At 50.4% G+C, this 22,274-nt stretch carries 23 protein-coding genes and 1 pseudogene; all 24 read right to left on the bottom strand.

Annotated elements, in window-relative coordinates; translation table 11 throughout:
* Positions 1–18: 18 nt before the first annotated feature.
* Positions 19–1,468, bottom strand: a pseudogene (gene proS / locus TY10_RS03245) (proline--tRNA ligase).
* Positions 1,469–1,475: 7 nt separating this feature from the next.
* Positions 1,476–2,753, bottom strand: a complete 1,278-nt coding sequence (rseP, locus tag TY10_RS03240) for an RIP metalloprotease RseP (protein WP_042160531.1) — start codon at positions 2,751–2,753, stop codon at positions 1,476–1,478.
* Between the two features lie 86 nt (positions 2,754–2,839).
* Positions 2,840–3,976, bottom strand: a complete 1,137-nt coding sequence (locus TY10_RS03235) for a 1-deoxy-D-xylulose-5-phosphate reductoisomerase (protein ID WP_042160529.1) — start codon at positions 3,974–3,976, stop codon at positions 2,840–2,842.
* A gap of 100 nt (positions 3,977–4,076) precedes the next feature.
* Positions 4,077–4,820 carry a phosphatidate cytidylyltransferase gene (locus TY10_RS03230; protein WP_337588322.1) on the bottom strand — a complete coding sequence of 248 codons (744 nt, stop codon included), beginning with the start codon at positions 4,818–4,820 and terminating at the stop codon, positions 4,077–4,079.
* A gap of 80 nt (positions 4,821–4,900) precedes the next feature.
* On the bottom strand, positions 4,901–5,662 hold the full coding sequence (locus TY10_RS03225) for an isoprenyl transferase (protein ID WP_042160527.1): 762 nt from the start codon (positions 5,660–5,662) through the stop codon (positions 4,901–4,903).
* A 59-nt stretch (positions 5,663–5,721) separates the two neighbouring features.
* A complete protein-coding gene (gene frr, locus TY10_RS03220) occupies positions 5,722–6,276 on the bottom strand; it encodes a ribosome recycling factor (RefSeq protein WP_042160525.1) in 555 nt (184 codons plus the stop codon).
* On the bottom strand, positions 6,276–7,004 hold the full coding sequence (gene pyrH, locus TY10_RS03215; RefSeq protein WP_042160523.1) for a UMP kinase: 729 nt from the start codon (positions 7,002–7,004) through the stop codon (positions 6,276–6,278). The genes frr and pyrH overlap by 1 nt, the downstream gene beginning before the upstream one ends.
* Before the next feature lie 126 nt (positions 7,005–7,130).
* Positions 7,131–7,781 carry a translation elongation factor Ts gene (tsf, locus tag TY10_RS03210; RefSeq protein ID WP_042160520.1) on the bottom strand — a complete coding sequence of 217 codons (651 nt, stop codon included), beginning with the start codon at positions 7,779–7,781 and terminating at the stop codon, positions 7,131–7,133.
* Between the two features lie 210 nt (positions 7,782–7,991).
* On the bottom strand, positions 7,992–8,690 hold the full coding sequence (gene rpsB, locus TY10_RS03205; RefSeq protein ID WP_042160518.1) for a 30S ribosomal protein S2: 699 nt from the start codon (positions 8,688–8,690) through the stop codon (positions 7,992–7,994).
* A 203-nt stretch (positions 8,691–8,893) separates the two neighbouring features.
* Positions 8,894–9,484, bottom strand: a complete 591-nt coding sequence (locus TY10_RS03200) for an MltG/YceG/YrrL family protein (RefSeq protein WP_042160515.1) — start codon at positions 9,482–9,484, stop codon at positions 8,894–8,896.
* Positions 9,477–9,752, bottom strand: coding sequence for a DUF6115 domain-containing protein (locus TY10_RS03195; protein ID WP_042160514.1), 276 nt, complete (start codon positions 9,750–9,752; stop codon positions 9,477–9,479). Before TY10_RS03195 ends, TY10_RS03200 begins: the two co-directional genes overlap by 8 nt.
* The gene (locus TY10_RS03190) at positions 9,730–10,065 is read right to left on the bottom strand and encodes a hypothetical protein (RefSeq protein ID WP_042160512.1); all 336 of its coding nucleotides are present in this window, start codon (positions 10,063–10,065) and stop codon (positions 9,730–9,732) included. Before TY10_RS03190 ends, TY10_RS03195 begins: the two co-directional genes overlap by 23 nt.
* Before the next feature lie 34 nt (positions 10,066–10,099).
* Positions 10,100–10,411 (bottom strand): hypothetical protein, encoded by a 312-nt coding sequence (locus tag TY10_RS03185; protein ID WP_042160510.1) that lies wholly within the window; start codon positions 10,409–10,411, stop codon positions 10,100–10,102.
* 29 nt (positions 10,412–10,440) lie between these two features.
* Entirely contained in the window at positions 10,441–11,847 is a 1,407-nt protein-coding gene (locus tag TY10_RS03180) for a DUF342 domain-containing protein (RefSeq protein ID WP_042160508.1), read from the bottom strand.
* A gap of 15 nt (positions 11,848–11,862) precedes the next feature.
* The gene (locus tag TY10_RS03175) at positions 11,863–12,633 is read right to left on the bottom strand and encodes a FliA/WhiG family RNA polymerase sigma factor (RefSeq protein WP_042160506.1); all 771 of its coding nucleotides are present in this window, start codon (positions 12,631–12,633) and stop codon (positions 11,863–11,865) included.
* A 4-nt stretch (positions 12,634–12,637) separates the two neighbouring features.
* A complete protein-coding gene (locus tag TY10_RS03170) occupies positions 12,638–13,105 on the bottom strand; it encodes a hypothetical protein (RefSeq protein WP_042160504.1) in 468 nt (155 codons plus the stop codon).
* Positions 13,106–13,111: 6 nt separating this feature from the next.
* Complete coding sequence (locus TY10_RS03165; RefSeq protein WP_042160503.1) at positions 13,112–13,606, bottom strand: chemotaxis protein CheD; 495 nt, start codon at positions 13,604–13,606, stop codon at positions 13,112–13,114.
* A complete protein-coding gene (locus TY10_RS03160; RefSeq protein ID WP_042160501.1) occupies positions 13,603–14,226 on the bottom strand; it encodes a chemotaxis protein CheC in 624 nt (207 codons plus the stop codon). The genes TY10_RS03165 and TY10_RS03160 overlap by 4 nt, the downstream gene beginning before the upstream one ends.
* Position 14,227: 1 nt before the next feature.
* The gene (locus tag TY10_RS03155) at positions 14,228–14,689 is read right to left on the bottom strand and encodes a chemotaxis protein CheW (protein ID WP_042160499.1); all 462 of its coding nucleotides are present in this window, start codon (positions 14,687–14,689) and stop codon (positions 14,228–14,230) included.
* A gap of 12 nt (positions 14,690–14,701) precedes the next feature.
* Positions 14,702–16,783, bottom strand: coding sequence for a chemotaxis protein CheA (locus tag TY10_RS03150; RefSeq protein ID WP_042160497.1), 2,082 nt, complete (start codon positions 16,781–16,783; stop codon positions 14,702–14,704).
* Between the two features lie 32 nt (positions 16,784–16,815).
* Positions 16,816–18,093, bottom strand: a complete 1,278-nt coding sequence (locus tag TY10_RS03145) for a protein-glutamate methylesterase/protein-glutamine glutaminase (protein ID WP_042160495.1) — start codon at positions 18,091–18,093, stop codon at positions 16,816–16,818.
* A 24-nt stretch (positions 18,094–18,117) separates the two neighbouring features.
* On the bottom strand, positions 18,118–18,993 hold the full coding sequence (locus TY10_RS03140; RefSeq protein ID WP_042160493.1) for a MinD/ParA family protein: 876 nt from the start codon (positions 18,991–18,993) through the stop codon (positions 18,118–18,120).
* The gene (gene flhF / locus TY10_RS03135; RefSeq protein ID WP_042160492.1) at positions 18,986–20,236 is read right to left on the bottom strand and encodes a flagellar biosynthesis GTPase FlhF; all 1,251 of its coding nucleotides are present in this window, start codon (positions 20,234–20,236) and stop codon (positions 18,986–18,988) included. The genes TY10_RS03140 and flhF overlap by 8 nt, the downstream gene beginning before the upstream one ends.
* Positions 20,233–22,266: a flagellar biosynthesis protein FlhA gene (flhA, locus tag TY10_RS03130; protein ID WP_042160490.1), complete on the bottom strand. Its 2,034-nt coding sequence runs from the start codon at positions 22,264–22,266 to the stop codon at positions 20,233–20,235. Before flhA ends, flhF begins: the two co-directional genes overlap by 4 nt.
* Between the last annotated feature and the right edge of the window lie 8 nt (positions 22,267–22,274).

The following is a 22,274-nucleotide window of genomic DNA, read 5'->3' as shown; positions in this document are numbered from 1 at the left end:
TCCGATCCGAGCCAGAATTTAGTAGGCGCGTGCAAAAACGACTGTATGCTCAGCATGCTCACCGCATACGAGACAATTGGTTTTCTTCTTCTCAGGCTCAAACGGAATATTCCGGCTCGTTGCGCCTGTCTCTTCCTTCACTTGCTTCTCGCATGCCGCCGAACCGCACCAGCCTGCGAGTACGAAGCCGCGCTTCTCTTCCATCGACGCTTTCATCTCATCCAGCGTCTCGACATCATAGAAGTTGTCCTCGCGGAATTGCTTCGCTTTCTCAAACATCGCCGCCTGAATCTCTTCCAGCATCGTCTGAACTTCCTGGGTCAGATTATCCTGACGGACGATCTTCTTCTCGCCGGTTACGCGGGAGACGAGTACGACTTGTCCATTCTCCATGTCACGCGGTCCAAGCTCAAGACGAAGCGGCACGCCGCGCATCTCGTATTCGTTAAACTTCCAGCCCGGGCTTACATCGGAGCGGTCATCGACGCGGACGCGAACACCCGCCTGCTTCAGCTCGGCAAACAGTTCATCGACTCGGCCGACTACTTGCTCACGCGTTTTGGCTGGGCCAATCGGAATCATGATAACTTGCGTCGGTGCTACCTTCGGAGGCAGTGCCAGACCACGGTCATCACCGTGAACCATAATCAATGCGCCGATAAGTCTTGTACTTACGCCCCACGAAGTCGTATGTGCAAACTGCAGCGTGTTTTCACGATCCAAATATTTAATATCGAATGCAACGGCAAATTTCGTGCCGAGATAATGAGAGGTGCCGGCTTGAACAGCACGGCCGTCCTTCATCATCGCTTCGATGGAATACGTATTAATAGCGCCGGCAAACCGTTCCGAAGGTGTTTTCTCACCTACGATAACCGGAATCGCAAGAAACTCTTCGACAAACTGGCGGTAAACATCCAGCATTTTCATCGTTTCTTCGCGTGCTTCTTCTTCGTTCTCGTGAGCCGTATGGCCTTCCTGCCACAGGAACTCGCTAGTACGGAGGAAAGGCAGCGTCCGTTTCTCCCAGCGGACTACGTTCGCCCATTGGTTAATGAGCACTGGCAAGTCGCGGTACGATTGAATCCACTTCGAGTACATATGTCCGATCATCGTCTCTGATGTCGGACGGATCGCGAGCCGTTCTTCCAGCTGTTCACCAGCCGCTTCAGTTACCCATGGCAGCTCTGGATTGAATCCTTCCACATGGTCCTTTTCCTTCTGGAAAAAATCTCTCCGGGATGAACAATGGGAAGTAGGCGTTGCGGTGTCCGGTTTCTTTGAAGCGGCGGTCCAGATCGCGCTGGATGTTCTCCCAAAGCTCGTAGCCTTCGGGACGGAACACGATGCACCCGCGAACAGGCGAATAGTCCATGAGCTCCGCTTTTTTAATAACATCGATATACCATCTTGAGAAATCCTCGCCCTGCGGCGTAATTTCGGTTACAAACTGTTTATCCTTCGACATAACCGGTTTACTGCTCCCCTCGTACCAATCGCAAAATATCGTTATAGGTTACTACTACCATCAACAGCATTATCATCGCGAACCCGATAAAATGAACCATGCTCTCCCGGTTCGGATCAATAGGACGCCCGCGCAAAGCTTCCAGGCCAAGGAAGATTAGCCGGCTTCCGTCTAGTGCCGGTACAGGCAGCAAGTTGAAAATGCCTAAATAGAGACTGAGCAGCGCTGTCCATGAAGTCAGCTGCGTAATGCCCTGCTGCGCAATTTGACTCGTATATTCAGCTGTTCTTACCGGTCCGCCCAGATCATCGAGTTTAAATTCGCCCATAATGAGCTTCTTGAAGCCTTCAAAAATGCTGATGGTCATCACTTTCATCAGCTTGCCCGCGCCGGTAATCGTCTCTGTGAACGTAGCCGATCGCGTAGGAAGCGATGCGGAAATGCCCACCTTGCCGACTCCTTCAGGATTAGGCTTAGGCGTAATTTCAATCGTATGCTTCACGCCATCGCGAATGATGTCGAACTTCACAGGCACGTTAGCCGATTTACCGATAATATCGATCATTAGATCGAAATCTCCGCCTATCTTCGTTCCGTTCACAGCATCAATCGTATCGCCTTTGTGAAGGCCGGAATTTGCCGCCGGAGAGTTGTCCTGAATCGTACCGACGAACAGCCTGTCGGGATTCTCTTGCGGAATACCCGCCATTTGAATATACGCGGCAAACAAGACAAATGCCAGTACAAAATTCATTAAAGGACCGGCAAAAATCGACAACGCCCGCGCACCAACCGACTTGCTGCCGAATTGGCGGTCAATGGGAGCGATCTGCGTTTCTTTGCCTTTGGCGATCATCAACGCTTGCGGATGTACCGAAAAACGCTCGGTTTCTCCATCAATATCAAGAGAAACGAACAATGCCCGCTCCAAATCGATAGCGGTAACTTCACCACGAATGACACCGCTCCGCTCATCGAGACGGTCCAAATACAGCCTTGTCACTTTCCCGTCCTTCACACGGACGGCGATCGTCTGCCCCTCGCCAACATCAACGATTTCCGGATCTTCGCCGGCCATCCGGACAAAGCCTCCGGCCGGAATGAGACGCAACGTGAAGCGGGTTTCCCCGCGTTTGATCGAGAATAACTTCGGCCCAAAGCCGATCGCAAACTCTCTAACCAAAATGCCGGCTCGCTTGGCAAAGTAATAGTGGCCCCATTCATGAATGGTCACAATCATAAAAAATACGAGCACGGTCAAAAAAACGACCTGAATCATCTCCATAACGAGCCTCCTGTTCGTAACGGCCTGTACATAGATTATCATTATTCTCCCGTTCGATACAAGAGAACCACAGGTTGCCGCAGAAGCTAGATTGCGGCAGCGGCTTGGCGCGCCCAGGCGTCAATTGCCGCGATCGTTTCTACATCATTGACATCGGTTACCGAATGCTTCTCCAGCACTTGCTCTAGCACTTGTTCGATAGCCAGAAAATCAATCTCGCCATTCAGAAATCTTGCAACCGCCACTTCGTTGGCAGCATTGAATACCGTAGGCGCCGATTGCCCTGCTCTACCGCATTCAAAAGCCATCCGCAAGCAAGGGTAGCGTTCGAAATCCATTTCGCGAAAATGCAGCTTTCCGATCGCAGCCAGATCGAGTCTTCCGCAAAGGGAAGGCTGACGCTCCGGATAGGTAAGCGCGTATTGAATCGGTACGCGCATATCCGGCAAGCCCATCTGTGCAATAACGCTATTATCGGCAAACTCGACGTAGGAGTGGATAATGCTCTCCGGATGGATAAGCACATCAATCTGATCGTAGTTGATACCGAACAGCCATTTGGCTTCAATCACTTCAAGCCCTTTGTTTACCATTGTTGCCGAATCAATCGTAATTTTTGCACCCATCGACCAATTTGGATGATTTAGCGCCTCTTGTACGGTTACACCAACAAGCTGCTCTCGTGTGCGATCACGGAATGATCCGCCGGAAGCCGTAATGGTAATACGGCTTAGCGACTTGCGGTCCTCACCGTTCAGGCATTGGAAGATAGCCGAATGCTCGCTGTCTACGGGAATAATAGAAACTCCCTTAGCCTTAGCCCTTTCCATGACGATATGTCCAGCCGTTACAAGTGTTTCCTTATTGGCAAGCCCGATGTTTTTACCCGCTTCAATTGCAGCCAGAGTTGCCGGAAGCCCGCGGCTGCCTACAATGGCCGTAACGACGAAATCGGCATCGTTGTCTGCAGCGGTTTCAATGAGCCCCTCTTCGCCATAAACGACCCGAATCGCGGCAGGAAGCAATGCCTTCGCTTCGTCAGCCAATTCCTTGGTCGCCAGGCAGACGATTTCAGGCCGGAAGCGCAAAGCTTGCTCAACCAGCAGCAAAACGTTGCTGCCGGCCGATAAGCCAATGATCTCATAGCGTTCGGGATCGCTTGCGACTACATCGAGTGTTTGCGTGCCGATTGAGCCAGTCGAGCCAAGAATCGTTAATTTCATCGTTAACCCTCTCTCGCCATACAGCAATTAATATACTAGACAACAAAAAAGCGGGCGCTGCGCCTCCACGACGCTCCGCCCGCTTCCTCTTTGGAACCGTTTATGTAGGCAGCAAGCCGGAAAGAAGCACGAGCGGGAATACGATAATCCAGCTGTCGCAGCGGTCCAGTATGCCGCCATGCCCCGGAAGGATCGCACCGGTATCCTTAATGTCGCGTACGCGCTTATATGCGGATTGAATCAAATCCCCGAGCTGTCCAGCAACTGCGGCAATCAAGCCTATACCGAGCGCTCTCGGCAAGCTTACGACATCAGGCATAGCCAGCGCAAAAGCAACGGCTGTAATGAGCGACAAAATGACGCCGCCTGCCGCTCCCTCAATCGTCTTGTTTGGACTAATTGAAGGCCATAGCTTATGTCTGCCTATAGCTCGTCCCGCGAAATAAGCGCCGACATCCGACGCAATAATACAACCGAGAACAAGGAAGGTCCAGAACAAGCCATGCTCTTCCATTTGTCTTACCGTATCCAACGCGCCAAACCCGTAGCCTACGTATAAAGCGCCAAGCAGCATAAGCGCGGCGCCGTCAATCGTTGTTTTGTTTTTGCTAATAACCGTTACAGTCAGCAAAAGAAACGCTGCAATCCACATCACCATCAAAGCGGAAGGAGCTTCCATGTCCCATAAGGACCAAGGCAGCACGAACGTAAGCATGCCCGCAAAACCGATAAGAGAAGCAGGATGATGCCAAGCGAATCCATTCATACGTACATACTCGGAGAAGCCGATTATAGCCATGAGCACGAGCAAGCCGGCAAAAAATCCATCCGCCGGCCAGCGCAAAGGCGATGAAACCCGCGGCCGCGAGAACGCCTGTCACGATTCTTTGTTTCAAAATTCCAGTCACTCTCCGTTATGGAAGCTTACAAGCCGCCGAATCGCCGCTTGCGGCTCTGATACTGCAGCACCGCTTCTTGAAAATGAGCCTCGTTGAACTCCGGCCAATATACATCGGTAAACCACAGCTCGCTGTAAGCAAGCTGCCAAAGCATGAAATTGCTGAGCCGCAGTTCGCCGCTCGTTCGAATCAGCAGGTCCGGATCGGGGATGTCGCGGCTCAACAAACGCGCGGACATCAATTGCTCGTCAATCTGATCCGGCGTCAAACGACCATCAGCCACGTCTCCGGCTATCGCCTGGATCGCATCGATCATTTCCTTGCGACTGCCGTAGTTAAGCGCAAAATTAAGGACGAGGCCGGTATTGTTGGCCGTCCGTTCCATCGCTTCCTCCAGCGCGTCAATCGTGTAAGAAGGCAAATCGGATTTGATCCCCATCATTCGGACTTGAACGTTGTTCTCAATAAGTTCCTCCAGCTCGATCTCCAAAAACTGCTGGGGCAGCCGCATCAGAAAATCAACCTCGTCCTTCGGACGCTTCCAGTTTTCCGTCGAAAAAGCATACAGCGTCAAATACTGGACGCCGAGCCGATCGGCTTCCCTCACGACGCGTTTGACCGCCTTCATACCGGTATGATGACCCGCAATACGCGGTAATCCGCGATCTTTGGCCCAGCGCCCGTTGCCGTCCATAATGATGGCGACATGATCAGGCACTTTATCTAGCTGAGGCATCTCAGCCTTTGGGGACGATTTGCCTAGTTTGGCCCAAAGTCGACTGATCATCTACGTTCCTCCCACCCGGAATTGCAAACCCCTTCTTGCAGAAGGGACTCGAAGCGCAATTAAACTTCCATGATTTCCTTCTCTTTAACGACAAGTACTTTATCTACTTCAGCGATAAAACGGTCAGTCGCCTTTTGAATATCTTCTTGATGGCGGCGGGATTCATCTTCGGAAATGTCCGTTTTCTCCATCTTTTTCACATCATCATTCGCATCGCGGCGAATATTGCGGATTGCTACCTTAGCTTCCTCGCCGAATCTCTTCGTCATTTTCACCAAATCCGCGCGGCGCTCTTCTGTAAGCGGCGGAATTGTAATCCGGATAGCTGCGCCATCATTCGAAGGCGTCAAGCCCAGATCGGATTTCATAATCGCTTTCTCAATCGCGCTGATCGATGTTTTATCCCATGGCTGGATGAACAGCGTGCGGGAATCCGGTGTATTGACATTAGCCAATTGGGATACAGGCGTCATTGCGCCGTAGTATTCAACTTGAACACGATCAAGCAGAGCAGGCGTTGCACGGCCTGCGCGCAAAGTAGCCAAGTCGCGCTTTAATGCGCCGATCGCTTTTTCCATCCGCTCTTCAGCGTTTTTCTTAACAGCTTGAGGCATTATTTTGCACTCCCTCTCACAATGGTTCCGATTTTCTCGCCGAGCACAACTTTCTTAATATTCCCTTTTTCGGTAATCGCGAACACGACCAGCGGAATATTGTTGTCCATGCAAAGCGAGGATGCGGTTGAATCCATAACACCCAGGTTTTTGCTTATCACGTCCATGTACGTAAGCTCATCATATTTCTCTGCGGACGAATCTTTGAACGGATCGGCGGAATATACGCCGTCCACTTTGTTTTTCGCCATCAGAATGACTTCTGCTTCGATTTCAGCTGCACGGAGCGCTGCGGTTGTATCCGTCGAGAAGAACGGATTGCCTGTTCCTGCAGCGAAAATGACTACGCGGCCCTTCTCCAAGTGGCGAATCGCCCGGCGGCGAATATACGGTTCAGCAATTTGCTGCATCGCGATCGACGTTTGTACACGAGTTGGCACTTCGATTTGCTCCAAAGCGTCTTGCAGCGCCAGAGAGTTCATCACCGTTGCCAGCATGCCCATATAATCGGCAGTCGCACGATCGATCCCTTTTTCCGTTCCCGCAATTCCGCGCCAGATGTTGCCGCCGCCAACAACGATTGCAACTTCTACGCCAAGCGCAATAACTTCTTTCACTTGTTCGGCAATTTCCGATATTACAGAGGCTTCGATGCCGTAGCCATGATTCCCGGACAGCGATTCTCCGCTGACCTTCAATACGATTCTTTTAAACACTGGCTGTCCCAACGTCACTACCTCCATCATTGTACTGCTATTTTGTTGCACCATTGACTGATTGACTTTGCTGCTGTAAAAAGGCTTCCATATAAAAAGCAGGCGGGGCGGACGCCCCGCCCCGCCTGTGCGTTCGGATTACAGTTTTGCTTGAGCCATAACTTCTTCAACAAAGTTATCTACTTTTTTCTCCAAGCCTTCGCCTAGTTCATAACGAACGAAACGACGGATCGAAATGTTTTCGCCGATTGCGCTTACTTTTTCATTCAGCAATGCGGAGATTGTTTTGTCCGGATCTTTAACGAAGGATTGCTCAAGCAAGCAATACTCTTCATAGTATTTCGAAATGCGGCCTTCAACCATTTTGTCAACGATTTTCTCAGGCTTGCCTTCGTTCAAAGCTTGTGCGCGAAGAATTTCGCGTTCTTTCTCGAGCTCGTCGGAAGGTACTTCTTCACGGCGAACAAATTTAGGGTTCGAAGCTGCGATGTGCATCGCGATATCTTTAGCAAACGAACGGAATTGTTCTGTTTTCGCTACGAAGTCAGTTTCGCAGTTGATTTCAACCAGAACGCCGATACGGCCGCCTGCATGGATGTAGGATTCAACTACGCCTTCTGTTGCGATACGGCCAGCTTTGTTAGCTGCTGCGGAAAGGCCTTTCTCACGAAGCAATTCGATTGCTTTCGTTACATCGCCGTTTGTTTCGTCCAGAGCTTTCTTACAATCGAGCATTCCTGCTCCGGTTCTTTCACGAAGTTCTTTTACTGCGCTAGCACTAACTGCCATATTTAGCCCTCCTGATAATGTTCGTTGTTATTTAATCATCCGGTCAAGCAGAAACAGCTCCGCCGTTCTTAGTGGCGAAGCCAAAGTTTCGCGGTGAAATAAAAGCAAATTTATATCGAGAACCTATAAACTCTTATATTTCAAAAAAAGGGCGGTGAGAGGCTTTCACCTTCTGACCACCCTTTGTTGAACTAGCAAGCGTAATGAAGATTAAGCAGTTGTTTGCTCGCCTTGGTTAGCTTCAACAATAGCGTCAGCCATTTTGGACGTAAGCAATTTCACCGCGCGAATCGCGTCGTCATTGCCTGGAATGACATAATCGATTTCGTCTGGATCGCAGTTCGTATCAACGATACCTACGATTGGAATACCAAGTTTGCGAGCTTCAGCAACAGCGATGCGCTCTTTGCGCGGGTCGATGATGAACAAAGCGCTTGGCAGGCGTTTCATGCCTTTAATGCCGCCGAGGAATTTTTCCAAACGGTCTTTTTCTTTGTTAAGGATGATAACTTCTTTCTTTGGAAGAACTTCGAAAGTTCCGTCCTCCGACCATTTCTCCAGCGTGCGAAGACGATCGATACGCTTTTGAATCGTTTGGAAGTTAGTCAGCGTTCCACCCAACCAACGTTGGTTGATGTAGAAGTTGCCGCAACGCTCAGCTTCTTCTTTAACAGAATCTTGAGCTTGTTTTTTCGTGCCGACGAACAGCATAGTGCCACCTTCAGCTGCGATCGAGCGAACAAAGTTGTAAGCTTCCTCAACTTTTTTCACTGTTTTTTGCAAGTCGATGATGTAAATTCCGTTTCTTTCGGTGAAGATATAACGATCCATCTTAGGGTTCCAGCGACGAGTCTGGTGACCGAAGTGTACCCCAGCTTCGAGAAGCTGTTTCATGGAAATAACCGCCATTTCTCCAACACCTCCTATAGTGGTTTTGTTGTGTAGTGCTCCGCCGCCAATATCATCTTTCGCTAAAACTTCCGGCAGCCGGAAGCACCGTTAGCGAAATTAATCGGCGTGTGTTTTTAACACCGTCCATTAATATACCATATTCGTATGCACGGTGCAACAAACTTTGTGATTCAATTATCCATTTCGCTATTTTTCAGCAATTATTCGATGCCTTTTGCTTTCAGTGCAGCACGTTCTTCTTTTGTCAAAGGTTCGCTCTTAATGATCGAGACGACCTCTTTCAGCTGGGGCTTGCCTTTAAACAAAAAATAACCGGCGCGGACGGTGGGCTTCTTAGATCGTTTCATGGCCGCGATAAACGCCGCTTCATCCTCGATCAGACCGTTGTCGGCCAGCAGCTTGGCTGTCCCTGTCAAATTCATGCCGCCCTTAATCTGAAGCACAAGCTCTTGAACCGGAGCCTCCGGTTCTTCCGTCTGCTCAGGCTTCACAGTGCTTTCCGGCTTTTTCTCCGGCTCAGCCGACGCTACAGGTGTTGCAGAAGGTGCAATCGTAGCCTCGGTGCCTGCAGCGGGGCTGCTAACGACAGGCTTATCTGCCGCCTGCTCTTCGACGGCAGCAGCAACAGCGGCATCCAGCTCCTTCTGGGAGAATTGCTTCTCATCGCCTGCGAACAGACTCTCTCCCAGCTTCGCCTGACTCTGCTCCCCGATCTGCAGCAGCTGAAGCAAAAGCGCGCCAACGATGATGCCAATGCCAAGCCCTGTCAAAAACATACGGTTTTTAAGCACGAGCGCCCTCCTCCTGCTTCGCCAGCTGCAGAATAAGCTGCACTTCCCCTTTGTTCATTCCGAGCTTTTTCGCGATCAGTTCAATCGATTTACCCTGGCTGTACAGCTCCAACAACTCGGCATAACGCGACTGAATTGTAGTCGGCGCTGGCACTGCTGCTGGAGCCGGATCAGCCTCCTGTACTAGCCGTACTGGTTCCGCTGCGGGCTGGGCAGCAGGAGCAAACGCTTGCACAACGCTCGCTTCAGCTGCTTGACGCGCCCCCATCTTGAGGCCTTGCATTCGACCAGGCAGTTGCATCCCCCGCTTGTTTCTCCAGTAAATCCAGTCTTCTCTCCAGCTCTGCAATGCGCTGTTCTTTTGCTTCAGCCTGCGCCTGACCTTGCTCACGGAACTTCGTTACGAGCTGCACAAGCTCCTTGTGGTCGAGCTCCGTGTTCTCCATAAATTGTTCCAGCGCAATTTCCATATTACTTGCCGCTGTACCAGAGTTCGACTGCTCTTGCTTTGCTTTCGGAATCAATAAAGCAAGCACAAGTACGACGGCCCCCACTAATACGACATATGTCCATGTATCCATCTGCTGCACCTGCCTAAACTAACGAGTTGATAACTTAAAGCTTCATATCGAAGCGATGGCCTTTGTACGGATGAATCGGCTTCTCATCCTCGGCTTCCTCTGCAGAAGGGTTGCGCTGCTTGTCCCGTTTTCCGCCTTTGGAGCCCTCCTGGTCTTTCCTGATGTTGAGGCCAACCGCATGTTCAAGCCCTTCGTTTCGGGTGCGGGCAAGCTCATCTTGCCGCGTTTGCTGCTCCCCAAGCTTGGTTTGCTCCATGGCAGGGCGTTGGTTAAGCGCACCTTGCACGCCTCCGAGCTCTGGCGTTCTAGGAATAGAAACCTGCAAATCAATCGGTCTGAACGTCATTTCCCGTCCTCCTTATTGGTGCGGTATTGTTATGGGAAAAACGGTACGTGGACAATATCGCCTTCCATGTAACGGAACGACACATGTTGGATTGGATCTTTAAGATAGCGGGTATATCTGCCAATAACAATTTTTATCCCGCCGTATATCGTATGGCTGACATCAACCTTTGCCCGATCCGTATCTTCCAGCGTCTTCTCGATTTCAAGAATGCGATCCCGCATATCCTCGATCTCGCTCATGGACACACGCTTGGTCGCCCCTAGCTTAATCCGCAGCGCCATTTTGTCTTCTGTCAATTGACCTGATGCTGCAAGCTGGTCGAGAATCGTTAATGCTTTTTCCGATTTATCCAGACTTTCCTGAACTTGCCGAAGCTTTTGGCGCAACTCAGTCAACTCCGCGCGCTGCTCCGGCCGGACGCCGACCTCCACAGCGGTAGCAGTGGACATCGTGTTGCCGATTACTCGCGCTGAGACAAGATCAGCCGCTTGAATCGTACCGCCAACAATCAGCCCTTTGGAGCCTGAGCATATGACGCTGCGGCCGGCACGAACGGCAGAATGCATAATGCTTTGCGAGACGAGAACATCTTCTCCTGCACTTACATTGCCGTCTTGGATAAAGGAGCTTTTAATGTTCTTATTCGCTCTCACATGGCCTTTATTACCGGCCATGATGCCGCCGATAATTTCAATGGAGCCTTCCGATTCCAGTTCCGCGCCTTCTACGCCGCCGATAATCCGAATATCACCGGCTGCTTTGATCTTGAAGCCGCTTAGCACATTGCCGCGAATGACGACCGTGCCTATGAAATCGATATTGCCCGTTTTGTAATCGACATCCCCATTAACCTCGTATACCGGGAAGACGTTAATTTTTTCTTTGTCCGTTAACGTAATAAGACCGTCGATCGTAGCATACATCGCGGTCTGCTCGCCGCTAACGACGACATTCTTCCCTGGTTTAAACCTCGCTTGCTTGCCAAGCTTGGCAGCGATCGTTTCCCCGGTAACCATTTTCCCAGGCATCCCGTACTCCGCTTCAACCCGCTCGGCAATAAGCTGGCCGCGCTGGACATTCTTCAGCTGTTTGACCTCCTTGAAGTCCACCGTACCGTCTTCAAGCTCTGCCGGGCGCTGATCCCGCTCCTTCATGTCATAAATGAACCGGATATAGCCGTCTTTGCCTGTCGTTGCCTGCTGCCCTACGGCGACGAGCGTCTGCTCCTTGCAATAGGCCAGCACGTTATTGCATATCTCCGTAAGAAGTTCAGTTCGGATCCCGCTCGTAATGCCTTTGCTAATTAAGAATCGTTCCAGCTGATTAGGCGTGCAATCAAACTCATCCGTAATCCGATTAAATATTAAAAAGGCAGACAGCTTATCGGCAGATGTTTGAATGCGCAGGAACGAATCTAGTAGTTGATCGTCCACCTTTATACCCCCTTTCTAGTGCTGTGTTAATTGATCTTTATGCTTAGCCAACGCTCCACGAAGCCGCAAAATCGCCTTAGAGTGGAGCTGGGAAATTCGCGATGGTGATAGCGACATCACTTCAGCAATCTCGCTTAATGAAAGCTCATCGTAATAAAATAGAGACACGACGGTACGCTCTTTTTCCGTCAGCTTCTCGATCCCGCTTACAAGGGATTCCTTCAAGAAAAATTCGTGAACCTTATGGTCGGGATTTTTCACCCTCTCGTCAACGAGCAGGCTCATCCTCGTCTCCGTTTCTTCCTCCCGAATCGGGTCCTCCAGCGAGCATACAGTCGTGATTGCAATTTCGTGGAGCATCGTTGTAAACTCTTTCTCACTAATTTCCAAATAATTGCTTATCTCGGTATCTGTCACGGAACGCAAATATTGCTGCTCCAGCTTTTGATAGGCCTCTTCCACTCTCTTAGCCTTCTCGCGAATGGAACGAGGTACCCAGTCTCCTTGGCGAAGACCGTCAATAATTGCGCCTCGTATACGCCACGAGGCATAAGTTTCAAACTGCAGGCCGCGGCTGTAATCGAATTTTTCAATCGCATCTATGAGGCCCATTACGCCATTGCTGGCAAGATCGTCGCGGGAAACGTTTTTCGGCAAACCTATCGCCATGCGGTTCGTGACGTAGTCGACGAGCGGCAAATATTGCTCGATCAACCGTTTCTTCGCCTCAAGATCGCCTTCGTCCTTCCATGCTTGCCACATCTCGATGTTCACTGACGCAATCATCGCCTCAACCTCCCGTCAGGTGACGTATTGCTTTTACTAATTGTTCGGGATCCTTATTCTCCGTCGATACCAGCTGCGGAGGATTCAGCGGACGGAATTGCTCCGCTGCCTGCTGTTGCTCTTGATCAAATTTTTCCGTTCTCTCCGCTGCCGGCCGGCTCCCCTCTTCTAGTTGAGCCTTCAACAGCTGATTGATATCATCGCCCTCATCCGGTGTATACAAATCGAGCGCCGTTCCTTTGCCTTCTTCGTTTGCAGCCTGAGCGAGCTCAGATCCGGCATTCATCGCCGGGGGCTGCAGGATGATAGAAATAGCCGCCCTTAGAATAAACGCAAGAACGACAAAGGCGATGAAAGCGTATAAGCTGCGCAGAAGCATGACATCCAGCGGGTTTTTGCCAATCGAGAAAAGCATCGTCAGCGCCGCTCCGACAAGTCCCATCACTATATTCCATCGCCAGGTTCCGATCATTCGTGCTCAAATCTCCTTTGTACCAAGCTGTACGCTTTTTATCAGTAAAATACCGGTGCTGCTGTCAATTTCAATCGTACGTCCATAATTGCCGCCGACATCCTGAGCGATAACCGTAATCATGTTCTTCGCCAGCATGTGTAGACAGGACTCCACGTTGCGCGGACCAATTCTCATGGAATCGGACTGTCCGCTGAACGCAAACATTTGCGCTCCTCCCGCCATCTTTGCAATGGCGCGCCGCATATTCGCACCGGCATCTTTCATCCGGCCGATTAGCTCTGGAATGGCAGTATCGGCATATTTGGCAACGTTAATGGCAGATTCGCGTGCAATTTCCGATGAAGGAAGCATCACATGCGCCATTCCGGCAACCTTCGAAACAGGATCATATAGCGTTAACCCGACACAGGAGCCTAGACCCGTCGTTCGAAGAACTGCCCCGTCCGTGGCGATATTCAAATCCGCCATGCCGACCTTGACCAAATTTTGCTCTATCATTCGGCAGTTACTCCCAAAGCTTTAAATATTTTATTAAAAGATTCGGGGTCGGGTATGAGAAAGAAATGGCCTTCGAGTTCCTGCCGGTCTTCCAAAAACGTCGTTTCGATTAACAAAGCAGAATCGCCCATCTCCCCGTATTGGACCAAGCCATAGCTTAATATAGCACCGGCCATATCGAGAGCAACGGACGGCACCGATGGCGCCATCGTCAAATGGGTGAAATCAGCGAGCGAAGAAAGATAGGAGCCGGCGAGTATATTGCCGATTTCGCAGAGCGCGGACATCTCCATTTCCGAATATCCTTCTTCTATTTCTTCAGGCCTCAAGGAAAGCAGCTGGTTCAACAGCGACTTTGCCGATTGCTCCTGAATAATGAAAAACATATTGCCGGGCGCTTCCCCCTCAACGCGAAGGAAGACCGCTATGACGACCTGCTCGGAACCGCCAACGCGTTCCGCAACTTCCTCGAAGGGCAGCAAGCTGACTTTTGGAACCGCCATATCAACCGGCTTGTCCAGTAATCTAGACAGCGCAGTTGCGGCATTGCCGGCTCCAATATTGCCAACTTCCTTCAGCACATCTAATTCAAAAGCTTCAAAACGGCTGAATAAACTCACCTTACACCTCTAGCTGTTCAAGTTGAATAATTTCATTTTTGTTCAGCACCTCAGACAGATTGAGCATAATAAGCAGTCTGCTGTCGCCAAGTCTAGCAATTCCCCGCAAATATTTCGCTTTAATGCCGCCAACGATTTCCGGCGGAGAATCAATCGTATCCGTATCGATATCGATAACGTCATTCGCTGCGTCAACGATAAAGCCTACCTCGAGCTCACCAGCTGCGACGACAATAATCCGGGAATTTTCCGTCGGCTCCGTCTCGCCAAGTCCGAACCTGCCGCGAAGATCAATAACCGGAACGACGATGCCGCGCAAATTGATTACACCTTTAATGAAGCTTGGCGTTTTCGGAACGCGCGTAATTGGAGACAACCGCTCAATGGTCCGTACCTTGTCAACCTCGATGCCGTATTCCTCGTGTCCCAGACCAAATACTATGACTTTCAATTCTTCTCCCATCGTGAAACCTCCTTATTTAATGAGTGCATTAGGATCAATAATGAGCGCGACTTGACCATCACCAAGGATGGTAGCGCCTGAAACGGCTTCGATATTGGTCAAATATTTGCCAAGCGATTTCAATACAATCTCGCTTTGGCCAATAAATTCATCGACAGTGATGGCCGCCCACTTGTCGCCTTTACGGATAACGACGATTTCGGTCTCTGCTTCGTCCCGCTCGCTGTAGTCTGGAGACTCCAACACCCGGCTGAGAGAAATTAATGGAATAACCGAATTGCGGAATTCGATCATTTTATTGCCATGAACCTCTAGCACTTGCTCCCGTTTAATAATCGCTGTCTCCACAATAGACGATAACGGAATCGCATATTTTTCCGAGCCCAGCTTAATCAGCATGGCTGAAATAATGGACAGCGTAAGCGGCAGCTGAACCGAAAATTTCGTTCCTTTGCCCAGCGCTGACTCTACAGTAACGTTGCCCCCTAGAGACGTAATTTTGGAACGTACGACGTCCAATCCGACTCCGCGCCCGGAAATATCCGAGATCTTATCAGCCGTACTAAAACCGGCAGCGAAGATGAGCATGTGAATCTCGTCATTCGTTAAGCTTTTCGCTTGCGCTTCGGTGACAACACCGTTTTTAATAGCAATTTGCAGCACTCGGTCGCGATTAATGCCATTGCCGTCTTCCTCTACCTCGATGAAGACGTTGTTGCCGCTGTGGAATGCCCGCAAGTGAATCGTTCCCGTCTCCGGCTTGCCCGCGGCAATCCTTTTATCGATCGTCTCGATGCCATGGTCGACGGAATTACGCAGTAAATGGACAAGCGGATCTCCGATCTCATCGATAACTGTCCGATCAAGCTCTGTGTCAGCTCCCGTAATGACCAGATCGATTTTTTTATCGAGCGATTTTGCCAAATCGCGAATCATGCGCGGGAAACGGTTGAATACCGTATCAACAGGTACCATCCGCAGCTTTAGGACGATATTTTGCAAATCGGAGCTGACACGCGCCATGTGTTCTACTGTTTCCGTCAGGTCGCTGCGTTTAATTTCGCTTGCTAGCTGCTCCAGTCTAACCCGGTCGATCAGCATTTCGCTAAACAAGTTCATTAGTGTATCAAGACGGTCGATATCGACACGGATCGTTCGCGATACAGCCGCTGGAGCGCTTGAGGCAGCTGTCTGACTGCGAGCGCTGCTTACTTGGCTGGATGCCTCGTTTTTGGCGGAATCAGCAGAGGGCTCTGCTTTTGTTTCTGCAGGAGCAGCTTCCTGAACTGGCGCTGCTTCCGTAACATGGAGCAATTGGAGTGATTCCTCATCAAGCAGCGTTACCGTTGCCGTCTCAATTTCGGAAATCGAAGTGATCTGCTGTTGAAGGTCCTCTTGAGCGAGCTTGGAAATCGTAAAGACGACAAAGGAACGGTCGAACTTTTCTTGCTCCAAATCTTGTACAGAAGGATCGGACTTGACGATTTCGCCTGTCCGCTCGAGCAGATCGAATACCATATAAGCACGTGCTGCCTTGAGTACACAGTCTTCATTAATGCTTACCGTAATGTGGTAGGCCAAATGACCGCTTTCGATCGATTGCTGCAGAATCGAGGTTTGGAACTCATCCAGCAATCCTTTTGCAGCCGGTTTGTTTGCTGCAGGCGCGGCTGCAGCTGGTGCAGATGCTGCGACAGCAGCATTCGATTTATAATCGCCTTTAAAAATAGATTGCAGCACTGCAACGAGAGCCGTTACGTCTGCTTTGCCTGTTCCGCCGCCGACGATATCCTGTACCATCGCTTCAAGCGCATCAAGTCCTTTAAAAAGCGTATCAAATATAAAGCTGTCCATTTTAAGCTTGCTGTTCCGAACCAAATCCAGCACGTTTTCCATCTCATGTGTCAACGATGCAAGATCCTCATAGCCCATCGTTGCCGACATGCCCTTTAATGTATGGGCTGAGCGGAAAATCGATTGAACAATCGTAAGATCCTCCGGCGCTCCTTCGAGCTGCAGCAGGTTTTCATTCAAGGCTTGCAGGTGATCGTTGGACTCATCGATAAACATCGACAGATAAGCGTTCATATCCATAGTGGTGCACCTCCTGTTAGGACTCTAGCTCTTTAGATCGATTTCAAAACGGCTTGCGCGATAGCTGGTGATATGCGTTGAAGCGGCAGCACTGTCTTCGCCGCCCCGTTCTCCACTGCACTTCTTGGCATACCATAGACGATGCAGGTTTCCTCTGCTTCCGCTATAGCGGTTGCCGCTCCGCTTTCTACCAGCGCCTTCAAGCCCTTCGCGCCATCGCTCCCCATTCCGGTCATAATCACCGCATGTCTCTTTAATGAAGAAAACGGGATCAGCGATTCGAAAAGCACGTCGACTGAAGGGCGATGCCCATTGCGCGGAGCTTGCTGCGTCAGCTTGATATGATAGCCCGATGGATCATGAGCCATCTCCATATGGTAGCCGCCAGGAGCGATGTAGACGACTCCTGCTTGCAGCCTTTCGCCTTGAGAGGCTTCAACAACTTGAAGCTCGCTGAAGCTATCCAGCCGCTGGGCAAGCGATTTAGTAAATTTCGGCGGCATATGCTGTACAACGAGTACAGGAGCCGGGAGATGGGCGGGCAACGAGCAAATCACTTCATGCAGCGCTCTCGGTCCGCCAGTTGATGTTCCAATTGCCACGATATGGCGAAACGGATCGGATTTCGCAGCCGAATGTTCCGGCAAAATTGGCTTGACGATATCGGGCTGCGCTTGAGCAGCTAACCGATCTTTATGTAATGGGGCTGGTACCGAACGATTTGGCAATCGCTCCTGAACCGTCTTGCGTACAGGCTCTGTTTTTCGTTCCGGTATCCCTGGTTTACGTTCATTCGGCACCGAATCCCCTAATTTTTGAGCTTTATCGTCAGTTGGAGCTTTGATAGTTTTCTTAGCAGGCTGCGCCTGTCTCTCCGGCTCCTTCAGCTCGATTCCCGGCAGCCTTCGTTTCATCAGCACTGCGATTCTCAGCTTTTCCAGCAGAAGCTCGCCTACTTGGATGATGTCATTCGAAAAGGCTCCGGAGGGCTTTCGGATAAAGTCAAATGCGCCGTATTGCAGCGCCTTGATCGTCTCTCTTGTGTTCTCCTCGCTTATGCCAGAAAGCATAATGACGGGAGTCGGATGAAGCTTCATAATGGATTGAAGCGCATCGATTCCGTTCATTTCCGGCATTTCCAAATCCAGCGTCACCGCATCCGGCTTTAAGCGTTCTATCGCTTCAATCGCCTCTCTGCCATTGGCAGCTGTGCCGGCGATTGTAAATTGCGGATCTTTCACGATGAGATCGCTGAAAATTTTACGCATGAACGGAGAATCATCTACAATGAGCACGCGATAAGGAGCCATCTTCTTCCTCCTCATTTCAAAGGACTATCGTGATAGCCTGAACATTTTATGTAAAAATCCCTTGACGCCATCCTGCGAAGTTCCAGTTATCGCTTGCTTTGACTCTGTAAACCGCTTGGCAATTTCCTCTACTCCTCTAGAAGCGTCTGTGCCAGGAAAAGCGATTGTAAATGGAACCTGACGTTTCACCGCCTTCGAGACGTTTGGATCATCCGCGATCATACCAAGCGACTGCAAATCCACTTGCAAGAAGCGTTCAGCCGCCATGGTGATCTTCTCGGCGGTTTGTCTGCCTTCTTTCTTGTCTCCAGCACGGTTTACGATCAGTTTAAAGCTCGCGTCTATCCCCTTCGCTTTGACCATTTTGATCAGCGCGTACGCATCCGTGATGGACGTCGGTTCGGGGGTCGTCACGACGATCGTCTCCTGAGCCGCCTCGATAAACGTTACCGTTTCCTTGGAAAGGCCGGCTCCCGTATCGAAGAGGATGACATCATACATGCCGTGGAGCTTCTCAATTTGCCCGGCAAACCATTTCATCTCTTGCTCCGACAGCTCCAATAAATCTTTAAAGCCGGAACCGCCTGCAATGAAATGAAGACCTGCCGGCCCTTCTTGCACAATATCCCAAATTGTTTTATCTTGCTTGAACAGATGATAGAGATGGCTGGTAGAGCTGACGCCCATTAAGACATCGATGTTCGCCATTCCGATATCCGCATCGAACACGAGAACTTTTTTCCCCATACGCTGCAAAGCGATGGCAAAATTCAAACTAAAGTTGGATTTGCCGACACCGCCTTTACCGCTTGTAACGGTGATAATTCGCGTTCCCCGGGTGGCCTCCAGCCCATTCTTCTGCTTCACCAGGTTGCGAAGCGCCTCCGCTTGGTCATTCATTGGCTGGCTCCCCCAGCAATTCATTCACATAGGCTTCGATGCTGAACGGTGCGATGTCATCCGGCACCGTCTGGCCTTTGGCAACGTAAGTTGGAGTCAGCTCGTAATTCATCGCCAGATTAAAGATAGCTCCGTATACGGATGTCTCATCCAGCTTAGTGAATAGCGCTTTGCGGACGCCGTATTTGGAGAAGTTCTCCGCGACAGTCAGCATATCACGCGTCTTGCCAGTCAAGCTGAGCACGAGTATCGTTTCACTGATTTCATTCGTCTGGAGCAGACTGTTAACTTCCGATACATGCAGTTCATTGCGGAAGTTTCGCCCCGCAGTATCCATATAGATTAATTCCTGATTCTCTAACGCCTTGAAGGCTTTAGGCAGGTCCATTGGCGAAAAAACGACTTCTATCGGCACATTCAAAATGTTAGCGTACGTTCGCAGCTGATCGACTGCCGCTATCCGATACGTATCGGACGTGATGAATCCGACCTGCCGTCCCCGCTTAATCGTCTGCTCTGCTGCCAGCTTGGCAATTGTCGTCGTTTTCCCGACGCCTGTCGGACCGACAAAATGGATGATTCTCGCCTCTTCGCTGATCTGGCCGCTAGACATGGGCGCCATCCAATCGGTAATAATTCGCCCGGCAGCCTCCCAAACGCTCTGCACTGCCAACGGAGTCTGCTGGGCATAAAGCCTTTGCTCCACTTCATCCAACAATCGTCTAATAAGCTCGGGCTCTACCTCTTGATCAACCAGACGTTCATAAAGAGCTTCAAGCGCTGCCGGCATGTCCTGGCCTGGCTTACGAACCGACAGCTGCAGAAGTGACTGCTTGATGACGCGAATTTCATCCAGCAGCTCGTCATTGATTCGGCTTAAAGCTTGAGACGGAGGCTGCTGCGGCTCCAACACCGCGGTTGCCGCAGCAGCAGCCTGACTTTCGCTATATGCTGGCTTTGCTGATGCTGCGGCAGCTGCCGAACGCTTCTGCACCGTTTCATTAATGGCTGTCATAACAGCCTCGAAATCGGCTGCTTGCTTGCCTGGCGATTGCGGCTTCGGAGGCGGCGCATTGCTCTCAATCGCCGCGATAACCTCCATCCGCTTTTTGCGGAACATCCCCATAAATCCGCCAATGCGTACTTCCTTCGTATTTAGAATGACGGCGTCTTTGCCAAGCTCACTCCGAATCATCGGCAGCGCTTCTGGCAGATCATTGACGACATACCGTTTCACTCTCATAAGTTCACCACCCCTACGCTTTGAACTTCAATATTCGGTTCAAGCTCGCTGTAGGAAAGAACCGGCACATCCTGCATCGTGCGTTCCACGATTTGACGCAAATACATGCGAATTGTCGGAGAGGTCAACACAACCGGCTGTTGTCCGGACTGAATTTGTCTCGTAACCTGTTCATTCAGTTTGCTGTAAATTTGCTGCGTAGCAATCGGATCTAATGCAATATAGCTGCCTTGATCGGATTGTTGGACCGATTCGGCAATTTTTTTCTCAAGCGCCGGCCCGACAGTAATGACTTTCAGGGTATCGCCGGTGGAAGAAAACTGCTGCGTAATTTGACGAGATAACGCTTGTCTCACATACTCGGTCAGAATATCGGGATCCTTCGTATAATTGCCCTGATCGGCCAATGATTCGAAGATCGTAACGAGATCGCGAATTGAAACTTTCTCTCGTAGCAGCTTTGCCAGCACTTTTTGCAGCTCGCCAATCGATAGAATAGAAGGAATCAATTCGTCGATAAGTGCAGGGTATGTTTCTCTCACGTTATCCACAAGCGCTTTCGTCTCCTGACGTCCGATCAGCTCATGTGCATGGCGCTTAATAATTTCGGTCAAATGTGTTGCAACGACCGATGGCGGATCTACAACCGTGTAGCCGGAGAGCTCTGCCCGCTCTTTCATCGGTTCGTCGATCCAGATGGCTGGCAAACCAAATGCAGGTTCTGTCGTTTCGATGCCGATTACGGAGTCGTCCTCGAAGCCCGGGCTCATCGCCAGATAATGATTGAGCAGCAATTCACCTCGAGCGACCGTGTTGCCTTTAATTTTAATGATATATTCATTTGGCTTAAGCTGAATGTTGTCCCGGATTCGAATGACTGGTACAACAAGCCCAAGCTCCAATGCGCATTGTCTTCTTATCATAATGATGCGGTCCAGCAAATCGCCGCCTTGCTGCGTATCTGCCAGCGGAATTAGGCCGTAGCCAAACTCGAATTCGATGGGATCCACTTGCAGCAGACTGATGACGCTCTCCGGACTGCGCACTTCCTCGATTTGCTGTTCTTCGACGAGAAGCTCGTCCTGCTCTTGCCTCTTCGATATGGACTGCTGCATTTTCCAGCCTCCATAAGCCATAAGCAGCGAGAATGGCAGGGTACGAATAAGACCGATCGGCGTAAATAAACCAAGTAAGGCAATCGTACCTGCAACGACATACAGCAGCTTCGGATACTTGAAGAGCTGGGCTGTAACATCATCGGCCAAATTGCCGTCGGAAGCTGCTCTTGTTACGATCAGGCCCGCTGCTGTAGAAATAAGCAGTGCCGGTATTTGGCTAACGAGACCGTCACCGATGGTCAGGATTGAATAAGTAGACAATGATTCCATGAAATCATATTTATGTACGACCATACCGATTACAAAGCCGCCGATCAAATTGATCAGGAGGATAATAATCGAAGCGATTGCATCGCCTTTAACGAACTTGCTGGCGCCGTCCATCGAGCCGTAGAAGTCTGCCTCGCGCTCGATTTTAGAACGGCGCTCACGCGCTTGCTGCTCATTGATAAGTCCCGCATTCAAATCTGCGTCGATACTCATCTGTTTACCAGGCATCGCATCGAGCGTAAACCGGGCTGCAACCTCCGCTACCCGCTCCGAGCCTTTTGTAATGACAATAAACTGAACAACGACGAGAATAAGGAACACGATAAATCCGATGGCGACTTGCCCGCCTCCAACCCAACTGCCGAAAGTCTCAACGACTTTACCAGCATGGGCATGCGCCAAAATATTCCGGGTCGTCGACACGTTCAGGGCTAGCCTGAATAACGTCGTTACGAGCAGGATGGCTGGAAATATGGAAAAGTCCAGCGCTTCCTTCGTATTCATGGCGATGAGCAGAATCATGAGCGCGATGGATATATTCAGAATGAGCAATATGTCCAGCAAGGGAGTAGGGATTGGGATTACCATCATGAGTACGATGCCGATGATCCCGACCAGAATAACAAGATCTTTTAGTTTCATGATGCTGC

The organism is Paenibacillus gorillae, assembly GCF_000513275.1.
GTDB classification, from domain to species: domain Bacteria; phylum Bacillota; class Bacilli; order Paenibacillales; family Paenibacillaceae; genus Pristimantibacillus; species Pristimantibacillus gorillae.
The sequence above is the reverse complement of the archived record's forward strand: the minus strand, read 5'-3'. Positions and strand labels throughout refer to the sequence as shown.

Bases quoted from the DNA above. Each gene is read 5' to 3' on its own strand.
- rseP (WP_042160531.1), bottom strand. From the start codon at position 2,753: ATGGAGATGATTCAGGTCGTTTTTTTGACCGTGCTCGTATTTTTTATG.
- TY10_RS03235 (WP_042160529.1), bottom strand. From the start codon at position 3,976: ATGAAATTAACGATTCTTGGCTCGACTGGCTCAATCGGCACGCAAACA.
- TY10_RS03225 (WP_042160527.1), bottom strand. From the start codon at position 5,662: ATGATCAGTCGACTTTGGGCCAAACTAGGCAAATCGTCCCCAAAGGCT.
- frr (WP_042160525.1), bottom strand. From the start codon at position 6,276: ATGCCTCAAGCTGTTAAGAAAAACGCTGAAGAGCGGATGGAAAAAGCG.
- tsf (WP_042160520.1), bottom strand. From the start codon at position 7,781: ATGGCAGTTAGTGCTAGCGCAGTAAAAGAACTTCGTGAAAGAACCGGA.
- rpsB (WP_042160518.1), bottom strand. From the start codon at position 8,690: ATGGCGGTTATTTCCATGAAACAGCTTCTCGAAGCTGGGGTACACTTC.
- TY10_RS03195 (WP_042160514.1), bottom strand. From the start codon at position 9,752: ATGGGGGCGCGTCAAGCAGCTGAAGCGAGCGTTGTGCAAGCGTTTGCT.
- TY10_RS03190 (WP_042160512.1), bottom strand. From the start codon at position 10,065: ATGGATACATGGACATATGTCGTATTAGTGGGGGCCGTCGTACTTGTG.
- TY10_RS03185 (WP_042160510.1), bottom strand. From the start codon at position 10,411: ATGACGTTCAGACCGATTGATTTGCAGGTTTCTATTCCTAGAACGCCA.
- TY10_RS03175 (WP_042160506.1), bottom strand. From the start codon at position 12,633: ATGATTGCGTCAGTGAACATCGAGATGTGGCAAGCATGGAAGGACGAA.
- TY10_RS03170 (WP_042160504.1), bottom strand. From the start codon at position 13,105: ATGATCGGAACCTGGCGATGGAATATAGTGATGGGACTTGTCGGAGCG.
- TY10_RS03165 (WP_042160503.1), bottom strand. From the start codon at position 13,606: ATGATAGAGCAAAATTTGGTCAAGGTCGGCATGGCGGATTTGAATATC.
- TY10_RS03155 (WP_042160499.1), bottom strand. From the start codon at position 14,689: ATGGGAGAAGAATTGAAAGTCATAGTATTTGGTCTGGGACACGAGGAA.
- TY10_RS03150 (WP_042160497.1), bottom strand. From the start codon at position 16,783: ATGGATATGAACGCTTATCTGTCGATGTTTATCGATGAGTCCAACGAT.
- TY10_RS03145 (WP_042160495.1), bottom strand. From the start codon at position 18,093: ATGGCTCCTTATCGCGTGCTCATTGTAGATGATTCTCCGTTCATGCGT.
- TY10_RS03140 (WP_042160493.1), bottom strand. From the start codon at position 18,993: ATGAATGACCAAGCGGAGGCGCTTCGCAACCTGGTGAAGCAGAAGAAT.
- flhF (WP_042160492.1), bottom strand. From the start codon at position 20,236: ATGAGAGTGAAACGGTATGTCGTCAATGATCTGCCAGAAGCGCTGCCG.
- flhA (WP_042160490.1), bottom strand. From the start codon at position 22,266: ATGAAACTAAAAGATCTTGTTATTCTGGTCGGGATCATCGGCATCGTA.